We start from the raw sequence: 14,408 nt of genomic DNA, 5'->3' as shown, positions 1-14,408 counted from the left end.
GAGTCGGTGAGGAGGCGTTCGTCGGTGAGGGTCTGCTCGCTCATCGGATCTTCCTCAGCGGGCCCGGCGGCGGCCGGCGGGCGGCTGCCCGGCGCGAGCCGCCAGCTCCGAACGGGTGCGGGCCGGGCCGGCCGCGCCGCTGCGGCTCCCGCCGCTGCGACCACCGCCGCTGCCGCCGCGTCCGGCGGCGGCACCGGAGCGGGCGCCGGGGGCGGCACCCTGGCGGGGTGCGCTTGAGCGCCCGGCGACCTTGGAGCGGGGCCGGTTGCCCGGCTGGCGAGGCTGGTCGGCGTCGCGGGAGGGCACGTACTCCACCTTCGGGGCCGGCGGGCCGACCAGGCGGGTGATCTCCTCTGAGCCGGGCCGCACCGACACCGTCGTCGGCCTGATCCCGGCCTGGCGGGCCAGGACCTTCACGTCGCGCTCCTGGTCGGGCAGCGCCAAGGTGACTACGGTGCCGCCGGCCCCGGCGCGGGCGGTGCGACCGCTGCGGTGGAGGTAGGCCTTGTGCTCGTTGGGCGGGTCGACGTGCACGACGATGGCCACGTCGTCGACGTGGATGCCCCGAGCCGCGATGTCGGTGGCGACCAGCACCCGCGTCGATCCGTCCGTGAACGCCGCGAGGTTGCGCTCACGGGCGTTCTGGCTCAAGTTGCCGTGGAGCTCTACGGCGGGGATGCCCGCCGCCGACAGCTGCTTGGCCAGGCGCTTGGCGGTGTGCTTGGTCCGCATGAACAGCAAGCTGCGCTGCATGCCGGAGGCCAGCTCGTGGATGACGCTGGCCTTGTCCGCCGCGGAGACCGAGAAGACGTGGTGGGTCATGGTCTCGACCGGAGCCACGGCGGGGTCGACCGAGTGGGTGGTGGGGTTGGTGAGGTAGCGCTTCACCAAGACGTCGACGCCGTTGTCCAGCGTTGCGGAGAAGAGCAACCGCTGCCCGTTCCTTGGGGTGCGGTCCAAGATCCGCTTGACCCCGGGCAGGAACCCGAGGTCGGCCATGTGATCGGCCTCGTCGAGGACGGTGATCTCCACGCCGGACAGATCGCAGAAGCCCTGGCCGATCAGGTCCTCCAGGCGGCCCGGGCAGGCGATGAGGATGTCGACGCCTCGCGACAGGGCCTTGACCTGGGGCCCCTGGCCGACACCGCCGAACACGACCGTCGAGGTCAGCCCGGCCGCGGCGGCCAGCGGCTCGACGACGGCGAGGACCTGGTTGGCCAGCTCACGGGTCGGCACGAGGACCAGGCCCCGGGCCTGGCGGGCTCGGCGGGTGCCGCCGGCCAGGCGGGCGACGAGGGGAAGGCTGAACGCCAGGGTCTTGCCGCTCCCGGTCCGGCCCCGGCCGAGAACGTCGCGGCCGGCGAGGGTGTCGGGGAGCGTCGCCACCTGGATGGGGAAAGGACGGTCGATGCCTTGGGCGGCAAGGGCCTTGACGCTCGGGGCGGGGACGCCGAGCTCGGCGAAGGTCGGGGTGCTCTCGGCATCAGCCGAGGGGGCCGCGGTCGGGGCGGGCGCGGGGCCAGCAGCGGCGGGAGGCGTGTGGCGGCCGTCGGCGGCAGCGGTCTCGACGCCCCGCTCAGTGTCGGCGGGGCGTTGACCGCGCCGGGACCGGCGCGGTGAAAAGGCGGTACTCATTCGTGAAGATCTTCCTGGTAGTGGGGGTGGCGACGCGTGTTGGGGGGTAGCCGCGCCGGGTGCCTGAGGGCAAGGGCGCACCGACACCACCGCCGGAGATGAACAACAGAGTAGGGGGAAAGTGGGCTCCCGCGCGGGCAGCGCCAGAAAAGTCCCGCTCCCGGCCCGCCAGCTGCGAAGATCACTGCGACGATGACCGCTCAAGATCACCTCTCGTGACGGCCGCTGCTCGTGGCTGACGCGGCGGACGTCGAGGCCTTCCTCCGCCACCTCGGCGGGGACGACGACACGGTGGCGGGCCTCCTCGCCAACGCCGTGGCTGGAGGCCCGCTCCCCGGGCGGGTGGTGCGCGCCGAGCGCATCGCCGCGGAGGTGGCGACCCCCGAGGGCGTCTTCCTCGCCGGGTGGGACGAGCCGGTGTGCACCGGAGACTGGGTGCTGGCCCGCCCCGATCCCGGCGCCGACGGCCCACCCCGGTCGGGTATCGCCGGTCGGATCACGTGGCTGGCGCCCCGGCACAGCGCGTTCGTCCGCCGCTCGGCGGACTCCGACCAGCCCCAGGTGCTGGCCGCCAACATCGACGAGATCTGGATCGTGGTGGCCGCCGACGAGCCGCTCTCCCCGGCCCGGCTCGAACGGACCCTGGTGCTGGCCTGGGACAGCGGCGCCCAACCGGTGGCGGTGCTGACCAAGACCGACCGGGTGGAGCACGCCGCGCTCGACGCGGTCGCCGCCGTGCTCGAACAGGTCGGGCCGGGCATCCCCGCGGTGGCGGTGTCGTCGGTCACCGGCGACGGCTTGGCCCTGCTCAGCGAACGGCTCGGCCCGGGCCGCAGCGCGGCCCTGCTCGGGCGGTCCGGTGCCGGGAAGTCCACGCTGGTCAACGCCTTGGCCGGCACCGCGGTCGCGGTCGGGGAGGTCCGGGCCCGGGACGGCAAGGGCCGGCACACGACCAACTGGCGGGAGCTGGTAGTCGTTCCCGGCGGTGGGGCGCTGATCGACACCCCCGGGCTTCGGGGGGTGGGGCTGTGGATCGACGAGGGCGGCCTGGCGGCGGCGTTTTCCGACATCACCGAGCTGGCCGCGTCGTGCCGGTTCTCCGACTGCGCCCACACCACCGAGCCGGGCTGCGCGGTGCGGGCCGCGATCCAAGCGGGCGCCTTGGACCCGGCCCGTCTGGCCCGCTACCGGGCGCTGTCCCAGGAGGCAGCCGAGACCGAGGACCGCAACCAGGCTCGGGTCGACGCCAGGGCGCAGCGGGCCGCGGCGGGACGGCGGGCTCGCATCCGGGCCAATGACCGGCGCAGGACCGGAGACTGACCGGGGGCGGTCAGTGCCCGACGCGCGTGCGCTGGTCGGGGTGGTTGGCGTCCCACAGCGGCCGCTCGGAGCGGATCGGGGGCAGCGACTCGAAGTTGTGGTCCGGCGGCGGCGACGACGTAGCCCACTCGAGGGTCTGGGCGTCCCACGGGTTGTCGCCGGCGACGGTCCCCTTACGCAGCGAAATGAAGATGTTCACCACCAGCGGGATGACCCCGAGCGCGGTGATGTAGGCCCCGATGGTCGAAAGCAGGTTGAGGAAGTTGAAGCCCAGGTTGGAGTCGTAGGTCGCGATCCGCCGGGACATGCCCCGCAGGCCCAGGTCGTGCATCGGGAAGAACGCCAGGTTGAACCCGATGAACATCAGCACGAAGTTCACCTTGCCGAGGCGCTCGTCGAGCATCCGGCCGGTGTACTTCGGGAACCAGTAGTAGATCGACGAGAAGATCCCGAGGACCAGCGCCGCCACGATGTAGTGGAAGTGACCGATGACGAAGTAGGTGTTGTGGGTCTGGAAGTCGAGCGGCGGTTGGGCCAAGACGACGCCGGTGAACCCGCCGAAGAGGAACAGCCCGAGGAACCCGACGGAGAAGAGCATCGCGGTGTTCAACGTGAGCGTGCCCCGCCACATGGTGCCGATCCAGTTGAAGAACTTGATGCCGGTCGGCACGGCGATGAGCAGCGACAGCGCCGCGAAGAACGGCAGCAGCACCGCGCCGGTGGTGAACATGTGGTGGGCCCACACCCCCATCGACAGGCCGCCGATGGCCAGCGTCGCGCCGACCATGCCCTTGTAGCCGAACACCGGCTTCTTCGACATCGTGGCCAGCACCTCGGTCGTGACCCCGAAGTACGGCAAGGCCAGGATGTACACCTCCGGGTGCCCGAAGAACCAGAACAGGTGTTGCCACAGGATCGGCTGCCCGCCGCCGGAGGGGTCGTAGAAGTGGGTGTTGAGGTGCCGGTCGGCCCACAGCAGCGCCATGGCGGAGGTCAGGACCGGGAACGCCAGGAGCACCAGGAACATGGTCACCAACATGTTCCAGGTAAGGATCGGCATCCGGAACATCACCATGCCCGGCGCCCGCAGGCAGAAGACGGTGGTGATCAAGTTGATGGCGGTGAAGATGCCGGAGAAGCCGGTGAGGGCGATCCCGACGATCCACATGTCGGCGCCCGGGCCCGGCGAATGCACGGCGTCGGTGAGCGGCGAGTAGCCGAACCAGCCGAAGTTGGCGGCACCGTTGTTGGTCAGAAACCCGCCGGTGAGGACCACGAACCCGCCCAAATACAGCCAGTAGGACAGGTTGTTGAACCGGGGGAACGCCATGTCCGGCGCGCCGATCTGCAGCGGGACGATGTAGTTGGCCAGCCCGAACGCGAACGGCCCGGCGACGACGAACAGCATGATCGTGCCGTGCATGGTGAGCAGCTGGTTGTAGACGTCCAGCGAAACGAAGTGGTTGTTGGGGGCGATCAGCTGGGTGCGCATGGCCTCGGCCATCACGCCCGCGACGACGAACCCGACGATGGCGGTCACCATGTAGTTGAGCCCGATCTGCTTGTGATCGGTGCTGGTGACGAACTTCACCCACCCCCGGGGGCGGGGACCGCCGACGTACTCCGTGAGGCGGGGCTCCTCGGCCGGTGGTTGCTCCGGCGACCGCTCCTGGATGATCGTCACGACGCTCCCCCGAAGGCCACGATCGAACCGTGACGGACCTGCGCTGCAGCCATTCGAGCATCGTCGCTGGAACCGGCGTTGGAAAGCCAACCCGCCGGCGACAAAGGGTCTTTGGTCCCTACGACAATGTGAACGCGGCGACAGAAACACCCCCATCCGCGCCGGCGACCCGGTCGCTTGTTGGCCCGGCCTGCGGCCATGAGCGATACTCGCCTCACGGACACCGACGAGCTTCGCCCCACGGACACCGACCAGCTTCGGGAGGTCACCGAGACGCTGTCCCCGCTGAAGCGGCGGGCCGGGTCAGCCGACGAGCGCCGCGCCGCGGAGTGGCTAGCGGAGCGGCTGCGCCGCGCCGGTGCCGACGCTCAGGTGGAAGCCGTCGGCTTCTACGACGGCTACGCCGGGGAGCTGCTGCCCCTCGCCGGGATCGGCCTGGCGTGCGGCGCCTACGCCCTCACCGTCCGGCGGTCGCTGCTGGCCGCGACCCTCGCCGGTGTCGCGTCGGCGGCGATCGCCGACGACGTCGCCAACGGGCGGCGGCCGTGGCGCCGGCTCCTCAACCGGCGCAAGACGACGACCAACGTGGTCGCCGCGATCGGGGACCCGGCCACCGCCGCCGACACCCTGGTGGTCCTGGCCCACCATGACGCGGCCCCGACCGGTCACGCCTTCGACCCGCGCCTGCAACAAGCCGTGGCTCGCCTGGCGCCGGGTCTGCTGCAGCGGATCAACACGTCGATCCCGCTGTTCTGGCCGGTCATCGCCGCCCCGGCGGTGGTCGCCCTGGGGGCGCTCACCGGCCGGCGGGCGGTGACCGCCGCCGGGATGGCCGCCACCGCGGTGGTCGGTCTCGTCGGGGTGGACATCGCCCGCAGCCCGGTAGTCCCGGGGGCCAACGACAACCTGTCCGGGGTGGCCGCGTTGGTGGGGGTGGCGGAGGCGCTCCGCGTCGCCCCGGCGCCGCCGGGCGTCGCGGTGCTCCTCGTGTCGCTGGGCGCCGAGGAGGTCCTCCAAGGGGGGGTCTACCCCTTCGTCGAGAAGCACCTGGCGCGGCTGGACCGCCGGCGGACATGGGTGCTCAACCTGGAGACCGTCGGCTCCCCGCACCTGGTGATGCTGGAGGGGGAAGGGGTGACCCGGATGGAGGACTACACCGACCCGTCATGGCGGGACCGGGTCGCGGCGACCGCCGCCGAGGCGGGCGTCGCGCTCATCCGGGGGCAGCGGTCCCGGTCCTCGACCGACAGCGTGGTGACCAGCCGGGCCGGGTACCCGACCGCCACCCTCACGTCGTTCGACCCGGTCACCAAGCTGCTCACCAACTACCACCTGATGAGCGACCTGCCCGAGCACCTCACCTACGAGACGATCCGCTCCGCGGTGACCGTCGCGGTCGGCCTGGCCCGGGGGATGGGCCGGGGGTGACGAGCCGGCCGGTCAGCAGACCGGCTCGAGGACCCCGGTGTGCAGGTTGTATAGGAACCCGCCGACCTGCAACCCGGCCAGGTACGGGTACGACCGGACCCGCTGCACGTCCTCGGCGATCGACGCCTTCTGGTCGTCGGTGGTGAGGAACGACAGGCTGCGGGTGTCGGGGCCGCCGGCTTCGCGGATGGCGTCGTGCACCGCGGACTCGGGGCCCGACGCCATCCGGCAGCTGGTGTGGCCCACCACCATCAGCCGGTCCACGCTCAGCAGGTAGTGGGCGAGGACCACGGTGCGCAGCACGTCCTCGGTGACCCGGGCGCCGGCGTTGCGCAGGATCTTGGCGTCGCCGGGGGCCAGGCCCAGCATGTTCAGCGGGTCGAGACGGGAGTCCATGCAGGTGAGGACGCCGAGGCCCTTCGCGGCGCGGGCCTCCAGGCCGTTGAACACGAAGGACTTGGCGTAGGCGGCGTTGGCCTCGAGGACGTCGGCGAAGTCGTCGGGAGTAGACACGCCGCCGAGCGTACCGAGACCCGCTCCGCAAGCCCCAACCGCGCCGGTCGGGAGCCGGCCGGTCTAGAGCTGGAGGGACTTGACCTCGAGGAACTCCTCGAGGCCGAAGCGGCCGTACTCCCGGCCGATCCCTGACTGCTTGTACCCGCCGAAGGGGGCGTTGGGGTTGAACGCCCCGCCGTTGACCTCGACCTGCCCGGTACGGATGCGGCGGGCCACCGCGACCGCGTGCTCCTGGTCACCGGCCCAGACCCCGCCGGCGAGGCCGTAGTCGGAGTCGTTGGCGATCTCGACTGCCTCGTCCTCGGTGTCGTAGGGGAGGATCGACAGCACCGGGCCGAAGATCTCCTCCTGGGCGATGCGCATGCCGCGGGTGACCTCGGAGAGCACCGTCGGCTTGACGAAGTAGCCGGTCTCCAGGCCATCCGGTTTGCCGGTCCCGCCGGCGACGAGCTTGGCGCCCTCGTCGATGCCGGCGTTGATATAGCCCTGCACCCGGTCCCACTGCGCCTGGGAGACCAGCGGGCCCAGCTTGGAGCCCTCGGCGAAGGGGTCGCCGGGTGTCATCGCGTCGGCGGCTTGCGCCGCGAGCTGCTCGACCTCGGCTAGACGCTCGCGGGGGACGACCATGCGGGTGAGCGCCGAGCAGGTCTGGCCGGAGTTGAGGAACGCCTTGCCGACGCCGTCGCGCACCGCCTTGGGGATGTCCGCGTCGGGGAGGATGACGTTGGCGCTCTTGCCGCCGAGCTCCAGCGCCACCTTGGCCACCCGCTGCATGCACAGCTCCCCGACCCGCTTGCCGGCCCGGGTGGAGCCGGTGAAGGACACCATGTCGACGTCGGGATGCGACGCGATGGCCTCGCCGACCGCGGCGCCGGTGCCCGAGACCAGGTTGAACACCCCGGCGGGGAGGCCCACCTCGGCGATGATGTCGCCGAGGACGAAGGCGTTGAGCGGGGCGATCTCGGAAGGCTTGAGGACCACCGTGCAGCCCGCGGCCAGCGCGTAGGCGACCTTGGCCGCGATCTGGTGCAGCGGGTAGTTCCACGGCGTGATGGCGCCGACGACGCCGACCGGCTCGCGCACGATCAGCGAGTTGCCGGAACGCTCCTCCCACGGGAACTCGGCGACCACCTGAGGGATCACGTTGAAGGAGTTGTAGGGCAGCCCGGCCTGGATGATCTTGCTGAGCGACTTGACCATCCCCACCTCCTGGCTGACCAGCGTGGCGACCTCGTCCATCCTGGCCGCCAGCCCGTCGGCGATGCGGGCGCAGTACTTGGCCCGCTCCTCCGCCGGTGTCGCCGCCCACCCGGGGAAGGCGGCCTTCGCGGCCGCCACCGCGGCGTCCACGTCGGCCGCGGTGCCGGCGGGGATGGTGCCCATGACCTCCTCGGTGGTCGAGTTGGTCACCTCGAGCGCCTCGGTGCCGGCGCTTGGCACCCACTCGCCGTTGATGAAGATCCGGTCCCTGACGATCAGTCCCATGGTCACCTCTCGATGTGCTGGGCCGGGTGGCCCCCGGCCAGGCTACGCCCCCCGCGGAGGGTTTCCAGGGGCCGCCAGCGGGTAGGGCCGCGAGGTGGAAGAGTTGGCGGGCCGTCCCGACGCGCCGTCCCTGCCGGGGATCTCCGACCTGGTGCCGATCGGCCGGGGAGGATCGGCGACGGTCTACCGGGGGTGGCAGCCGGCGTTGCACCGCCGGGTGGCGGTCAAGGTTCTCGACACCACGCCGGGCACGCCGAGCCCGTCCCACTTCGAGAAGGAGCTGCGGGCGCTCGGGTCGCTATCGGGGCACCCGCACGTGGTGCCGGTCTACGACGCCGGCGAGACCGGAGGCCGCCCGTATCTGGTGATGCCGTACCTGAGCGGCGGAAGCCTCGACGACCGGATCCGCCAGGGTCCGCTCCCCGCCGACGCGGCGGTGCGGCTCGGCTGCGCGGTGGCCGACGCGGTCAGCGCCGCCCACCGGGTCGGGGTGCTGCATCGCGACATCAAGCCGGCCAACATCTTGGCGACCGCGTTCGGCGAGCCTCAGCTGGCCGACTTCGGGATCGCCCACTTCGTGGACAGCACCGCGACCCACGGGCAGCTCAACGCCACCGTCGCCTACGCCGCTCCCGAGGTGCTGGCCGGCGAGGCTTCCACCCCGGCCAGCGACATCTACTCGCTCGGCGCGACGCTGTACGCCGCGTTGCGCGGCGCGCCGGCGTTTTGCTCGCACCCCGACGAGTCGGTCATCGCGTTCGCGGTGCGGGTCATCAACGAGCAGCCTCCCAGCCTGCGCGACCACGGCGTGGCCCCCGGGCTGGCCGCGGTGGTGGAGCGGGCGATGGCCAAGGACCCCACCGCCCGCTACCCCTCCGCGGCGGCCCTCGCCGATGACCTCCGCGGCGCCGACCTGCGCCCGCCTCGCATGCCAGCACCGCCCGCCGGCCGGGGCAGCCCGACGCCGAACCGGCCCCCGCCCCACCGCTTCGCGCTCAGCCGCTCCGGGGTGCTGGCGGGGGCCGCCGCGGTGGCCTTCTTGGCCGTGGTCGGCACCGGGCTGGGGCTGGCGCTGACCGGGTCGGGGAGCCACGCCCCGCGCCGCAGCGCCGGGGCGGCGCCGCCGGCGGCCCGCTCCGTGCCGCCCTCGACCAGCCCGACGGCGTCGACCACGACCCCCGGTCAGTCCCGGAGCGTTCCGGTGACCAGCCAGCCGTCGACGGTGTCGAGCCCGACCCCCGCCGAGCTGGTGTCGACCGTCGACCGGTACTACGCCATGGTCGACCGTCACCAGCTGAGCCAGGCCTTCCAGTGGCTGACCCCGGCGTTCCAGCAGCGCATCGGCTACGCGTACTACCAGCAGTTCTGGGACTCGGTGTCGCGGGTGGATGTCCTCCAGGTCGCGCCGGGAGCCGGGCAGGTGACGGTGACCTTGCACTACGTGAAGGTCGACGGGACCACGACGACCGAACCGACCCGTTTGAGCATCACCCCCGCCCCCGGATCCGGGAAGCTGCTGATCGACCAGTACGGGGTGGGCTGAACCGCCAGCCGGCAACCGGGCCCGGCTGCGCTACCTGGCCAGAGGCGCGAAGCGAGAAATTGCCGTTGGGACGCCGCGCTCCCGGCTCAGGTTCGCGGTCGTCGCACCGATAGCCGGAGAGTGACTGATACCGCCCGCGACAATGAGATGGATGAGATCGTCAACGACTTCCTGATCGAAAGTCACGAGAACCTCGACCAGCTCGATCGGGACCTCGTCGACCTCGAGCGGGATCCCACCGACGGCGAACGGCTGGCGTCGGTGTTCCGGGCTCTGCACACGATCAAGGGCACCAGCGGCTTTCTCGGCTACCCCAAGCTGCAGGCCGCGTCCCACGCCGCGGAGAGCCTCCTCGCCCGGTTGCGCTCCGGAGAGCTGGTGCTCGACGCGTCGATCACCAGCGGGCTCCTGGCTGCGGTGGACGCGGTGCGGGAGATGCTCGCGGCCATCGAGGCCCATGGCGAGGAAGGCGACCGGGACGACTCGGCGCTGATCGCCAGGCTGGTCGCTCTCACGGAGGGCACGCCGCCCCCGGAGTCCGGCCCCGCCGGGCCGTCGGCTGCGTGGACCTCCCCCGTCACCGAGGCGCCGGCGCCCTGGCCGGCGTCGACCACCGAGCTGTCGGCCGCCTGGCCGGCTGCCACCCCCGCAGCTTCCGGGGCCGGCGACGAGACCACGCCGGCGGCCCCCGCGGCTGCGGCCCCCGAGGGTGCCCCCCCCGAGGCTGCCGCCCCGGCCGTCGAGGTTCCCGTCGAGGTTCCCGTCGCGCCCGCCGCGGCTGACGCCGGGCCCGCGGAGGACCACGCCGAGCACCAGCACGCCGAGAACCAGCACGCCGAGAACCAGCACGCCGTGCGCAAGCCGGCGGCGGGAGCCGACGGCGCCGAGGTGCGCGGCGGGGTGGCCGACTCGAGCGTCAGGGTCGACGTCACCGTGCTCGACCGGCTGGTCAACCTGGTCGGCGAGCTGGTCCTGGCCCGCAACCAGATCGTCCAGCACACCACCAGCGACAACTCGAGCGCCGAGCAGGTGGCGACCGCGCAGCGCCTGGACCTGCTGATCAGCGAGCTGCAGGGCGAGGTCATGAAGACCCGGATGCAGGCGATCGGCACGGTGTGGACCCGCTTCCCCCGCGTCGTGCGGGACCTGGCGGTCACCTGCGGCAAGCAGGTCCGCCTGGAGATGGAAGGCACCGACACCGAGCTGGACCGCACCATCCTCGAGGCGGTCAGGGACCCGATGCTGCACCTCCTGCGCAACTCGGTGGACCACGGGATCGAACCGGCCGACGTCCGCGTCGCGGCCGGCAAGCCGGCCGAGGGCCTCCTCGTGCTGCGGGCCCGTCACGAAGCCGGTCACGTGTCGATCGAGATCGTCGACGACGGCGGCGGCATCGACGTCGAGCGGGTGCGGGCGAAGGCCATCGCCGGCGAGCGCGACCCCGACCGGATCGCCGAGCTGCGCACGATGTCCAACCGGGACGTCGTCGACTTGATCTTCTCCCCCGGGCTGTCCACCGCGACCGAGGTCACCAACGTGTCGGGCCGCGGGGTCGGGATGGACGTAGTGCGGACCCACGTCGACCGGATCGGGGGCACCATCGAGGTGACCACCGCGGCCGGGGTGGGCACGACGTTCAAGATCCGCCTGCCGCTGACCCTGGCCATCATCCCGGCGCTGGTCGTCAACGCCGGCGGGCAGCGCTACGCCATCCCCCACGGCAACGTCGTCGAGCTGGTCCGGGTGGACGCCGCGAAGGTCGCCACCGCGATCGAAGTCGTCGCCGGCGCCCAGGTGTACCGCCTGCGGGGCCGTCTCCTTCCCCTCGTCGACCTCGGCCTCCTCCTCGGCCTGCCGTCACCGCGAACCGAGGGCGGCCCGGTGACCATCGTCGTGGTCCACATCGACGGCCAGCAGTTCGGGCTGATCGTGAGCGGGCTGAGCGACACCCAGGAGATCGTGGTCAAGCCGCTCGATCAGGTGGCGGCCAACATCGGGGTGTTCTCCGGGGCCACGATCATGGGCGACGGCGGCGTCGCGCTGATCCTGGAGGTCAACGGCGTCGCGGCCCGCGCCGGCGTTCTGACCGGCGAACCGGTCGACGACCACAAAGCCGGCGGCTACCAGGCCGACTCCGAGTCTCGCCGTTCCCTGCTGATCCTGGCCGCCGGTGCCACCCACCGCGTCGCACTGCCGCTCGACGACGTGGAACGCCTCGAGCAGCTCAGCGCCGCCGACGTGGAGCGCACCACCAACGGGGCCATCGTGCAGTACCGCGGCCAGATGCTCCCGCTCGTGTCGCTGCCCGGCCTGTTCGGCGAGAACGAGGGGTTCGAAGGGATGATGCGGGTCATCGTCACCACGATCACCGGCCGCCAGGTCGGGCTGGTCGCCAGCCGCATCATCGACATCGTCGACGAGCACGTCCAGGTGGAGCGGGGCTCGACCCGGGCCGGCCTGGACGGCTCGGCCATCATCGCCGGCCGGGCGACCGAGCTGCTCGACGTCGGTGACCTCATCGCGGCGGTGGCACCCGACCTCCTGGCCAGCGCCGACACCTCCGCCGCCGGCACCAAGCGGGCGCTCGCCCAGATCGGATCGTCACGATGACCGCGACCACGGTGCTCAGCACCGACATCCACCAGTACTGCACGATGTTCGTCGGGGACCTGGCCCTCGGCGTGGAGATCGGCCTGGTGCAAGAGATCGTCCGGCACATGGACATGACGCCGGTGCCGCTGTCACCGCCGGCGGTGGTCGGCCTCATCAACCTGCGGGGCCAGATAGTCACCGCGATCGACCTGCGCCGCCGGCTGGGCCTCGAGCCGGCGCCCGAAGGGCACCAGCCGGTGCACGTCGTCATCCGCATCGACGGGCGCGCCGTCAGCGTCCTCGCCGACCGGATCGGCGACGTCGTGACCACCACCGCACCGGCGGACGCGGTCCCCGACACGCTGGCCCCGGAGGTCCGCCACCTCGTCGCCGGCGTGCACCAACTCGACGACCGCCTCCTGCTCAAGCTCGACGCGGCCGCGGCCATCGACAGCGCCCGGCTGTGGGCCGCGCCGCGAGACGAGCAATGATCAGCCCCCGCCAGGTGGTCGTGGTCGACGACTCCCGGGCCATGCGCAAGCTGATGACCCGGATGATCGGGTCCATGGGCTTCTCGACGCTCGAGGCCGACAACGGGCAGCACGCTTTGGACGTGATCGAGGCCGCCATCGAGTCGGGGCCGCCCGACGTGGTGATGGCCGACTGGAACATGCCGGAGATGAACGGCCTCGAGCTGGTCCGTCACCTGAGGGCGGACGCCCGCCTCGACGGTGTGCGCATCTTGATGGTCACCTCGGAGTCCGAAATCGACCGGATCGAGGAGGCGCTCGTCAGCGGCGCCGACGAGTACCTGATGAAGCCGTTCGACAAGGAGGCGCTGGCCGAGAAGCTGGTGTTGCTCGGCTGCCTGGGCGAAGGCATCGATGAGTGAGGTCGCCGTCGGCGCCCTCGCGGCCCGGGGAGATGACCTGGCGACGCTGACCCACGCCGAGGCCGCCTTCGTGCGCACGTTGGTGCGGGCCCACGCCGCCATCGTCCTCGACGAGAGCAAGTCCTACCTGATCGAGCGCCGCTTGGCGCCCGTCGCCCGAGACACCGGGGCGGGCAGCGTCAGCGAGCTGGTGGCGTCGCTGCGCTCCAGCCCCCGCCCGCAGTTGCGGGACCTGGTCGTGGACGCGCTGACCACCAACGAGACGTCGTGGTTCAGGGACCGCCACCCCTTCGACGCGTTGCAGCACCACGTGCTCCCGCCGCTCATCGACGCCCGGCGGGCCAACCGAACCCTTACCGTCTGGTGCGGCGCGGCGTCGACCGGTCAGGAGCCCTTCAGCCTGGCTATCCTCATCCGGGAGCACTTCCCCGAGCTGTCGTCGTGGAACGTGCGCATCGTCGCCACCGACATCTCCCGCACCGCGCTGGAGCAGGCCCGCTCCGGGCTCTACGGGCAGATCGAGATCAACCGGGGGATGCACGCCTCGTACATTTCCCGCTACTTCCAGCGGGACGGCACCAAGTTCCGCCTCGACAACAAGATCCGCAGCATGGTCGAGTTCCGGGAGCTCAACCTCGTCGGCCCGTGGACCGGAGTGCCGAGATCGGATCTGGTTCTGCTGCGCAACGTGATGATCTACTTCGATCCCGCCACCAAGACCCAGATCCTCCACAAAATCGCCACCGACGTGTTGCGCCCAGACGGCGTGCTGATCCTCGGCGGGGCCGAGACCACCCTCAACCTGACCGACGAGTACACCCGGGTCCAGAAGGGGACGTGCGGGTGGTACCAGCGGAAGGCAGCCGGATGACGATCAAAGAGCACCACCTCGAGGAGATCGCGACCGAAGCATGGTCGTCGCTGCTCGACCGGGACCTGGTCCACGCCGCGACCATCAGCGCCGCCCTGCCGGCGGGCGCGGAGGTGGTCATCGGCGGGGCGTGGGACGGGAGGATCCGCATCGAGACGTCCCAGGCCCTCGCCCGGGAGGCCACCGCGGCGCTGTTCGGGCTCCCCGAAGACGAGATCGACGACGAGCTCATCGCCGACGCCATCGGCGAGCTGGCCAACATCATCGGCGGCAACATCAAAGCCCTCCTCCCGTCCCCGAGCCACCTCGGCTTGCCCCGGCCGATCGAGGGCGAAGCGACCGACATCGTCGCCGAGGTCGCGCTCAGCGACGGCGAGCAGCCGGTGTCGATCACCGTCGAGCGCCTCCCGCCGGGAGGTGGCGCGGGGAGTTCGTAGGATCA

Annotated in this window: 12 protein-coding genes; 8 read left to right on the top strand and 4 right to left on the bottom strand. The window is 71.7% G+C overall.

Features of this window, described 5'->3' with window-relative positions; all coding sequences use genetic code 11:
- Positions 1 to 54 precede the first annotated feature (54 nt).
- The gene (locus K6U06_RS00500; protein ID WP_262319922.1) at positions 55 to 1,635 is read right to left on the bottom strand and encodes a DEAD/DEAH box helicase; all 1,581 of its coding nucleotides are present in this window, start codon (positions 1,633 to 1,635) and stop codon (positions 55 to 57) included.
- A gap of 231 nt (positions 1,636 to 1,866) precedes the next feature.
- On the opposite strand from K6U06_RS00500, the gene rsgA reads away from it, so the two are divergent.
- Positions 1,867 to 2,955, top strand: coding sequence for a ribosome small subunit-dependent GTPase A (rsgA, locus tag K6U06_RS00495; protein WP_262319921.1), 1,089 nt, complete (start codon positions 1,867 to 1,869; stop codon positions 2,953 to 2,955).
- A 10-nt stretch (positions 2,956 to 2,965) separates the two neighbouring features.
- Here the strand turns inward: rsgA and ctaD are convergent, their stop codons facing one another.
- Positions 2,966 to 4,639, bottom strand: a complete 1,674-nt coding sequence (gene ctaD / locus K6U06_RS00490; protein WP_262319920.1) for a cytochrome c oxidase subunit I — start codon at positions 4,637 to 4,639, stop codon at positions 2,966 to 2,968.
- 198 nt (positions 4,640 to 4,837) lie between these two features.
- Between ctaD and K6U06_RS00485 the strand changes: the two genes are divergently transcribed.
- Complete coding sequence (locus tag K6U06_RS00485; protein ID WP_262319919.1) at positions 4,838 to 6,067, top strand: M28 family peptidase; 1,230 nt, start codon at positions 4,838 to 4,840, stop codon at positions 6,065 to 6,067.
- A 12-nt stretch (positions 6,068 to 6,079) separates the two neighbouring features.
- On the opposite strand, the gene K6U06_RS00480 is transcribed toward K6U06_RS00485, so the two are convergent.
- A complete protein-coding gene (locus K6U06_RS00480) occupies positions 6,080 to 6,580 on the bottom strand; it encodes a beta-class carbonic anhydrase (RefSeq protein ID WP_262319918.1) in 501 nt (166 codons plus the stop codon).
- 63 nt (positions 6,581 to 6,643) lie between these two features.
- Positions 6,644 to 8,068: an aldehyde dehydrogenase family protein gene (locus K6U06_RS00475; RefSeq protein WP_262319917.1), complete on the bottom strand. Its 1,425-nt coding sequence runs from the start codon at positions 8,066 to 8,068 to the stop codon at positions 6,644 to 6,646.
- A 94-nt stretch (positions 8,069 to 8,162) separates the two neighbouring features.
- Here K6U06_RS00475 and K6U06_RS00470 point away from each other — a divergent pair, with 94 nt between their 5' ends.
- The 6 genes from K6U06_RS00470 to K6U06_RS00445 all read left to right on the top strand — a co-directional run bounded on the left by K6U06_RS00470 (position 8,163) and on the right by K6U06_RS00445 (position 14,403).
- A complete protein-coding gene (locus K6U06_RS00470) occupies positions 8,163 to 9,611 on the top strand; it encodes a serine/threonine-protein kinase (RefSeq protein WP_262319916.1) in 1,449 nt (482 codons plus the stop codon).
- Between the two features lie 120 nt (positions 9,612 to 9,731).
- The gene (locus K6U06_RS00465) at positions 9,732 to 12,221 is read left to right on the top strand and encodes a chemotaxis protein CheA (protein WP_262319915.1); all 2,490 of its coding nucleotides are present in this window, start codon (positions 9,732 to 9,734) and stop codon (positions 12,219 to 12,221) included.
- Positions 12,218 to 12,694, top strand: coding sequence for a chemotaxis protein CheW (locus K6U06_RS00460; RefSeq protein ID WP_262319914.1), 477 nt, complete (start codon positions 12,218 to 12,220; stop codon positions 12,692 to 12,694). The genes K6U06_RS00465 and K6U06_RS00460 overlap by 4 nt, the downstream gene beginning before the upstream one ends.
- Positions 12,691 to 13,095, top strand: a complete 405-nt coding sequence (locus K6U06_RS00455; protein ID WP_262319913.1) for a PleD family two-component system response regulator — start codon at positions 12,691 to 12,693, stop codon at positions 13,093 to 13,095. The genes K6U06_RS00460 and K6U06_RS00455 overlap by 4 nt, the downstream gene beginning before the upstream one ends.
- Positions 13,088 to 13,966 carry a CheR family methyltransferase gene (locus tag K6U06_RS00450; RefSeq protein ID WP_262319912.1) on the top strand — a complete coding sequence of 293 codons (879 nt, stop codon included), beginning with the start codon at positions 13,088 to 13,090 and terminating at the stop codon, positions 13,964 to 13,966. The genes K6U06_RS00455 and K6U06_RS00450 overlap by 8 nt, the downstream gene beginning before the upstream one ends.
- Entirely contained in the window at positions 13,963 to 14,403 is a 441-nt protein-coding gene (locus K6U06_RS00445) for a chemotaxis protein CheX (RefSeq protein WP_262319911.1), read from the top strand. The genes K6U06_RS00450 and K6U06_RS00445 overlap by 4 nt, the downstream gene beginning before the upstream one ends.
- Positions 14,404 to 14,408: the final 5 nt, after the last annotated feature.

The sequence above is a fragment of the Acidiferrimicrobium sp. IK genome, from assembly GCF_025499425.1.
Taxonomy (GTDB): domain Bacteria; phylum Actinomycetota; class Acidimicrobiia; order Acidimicrobiales; family Palsa-688; genus Acidiferrimicrobium.
Note: the sequence above shows the minus strand (reverse complement) of the source record. Positions and strands in the feature narration are given on the sequence as shown.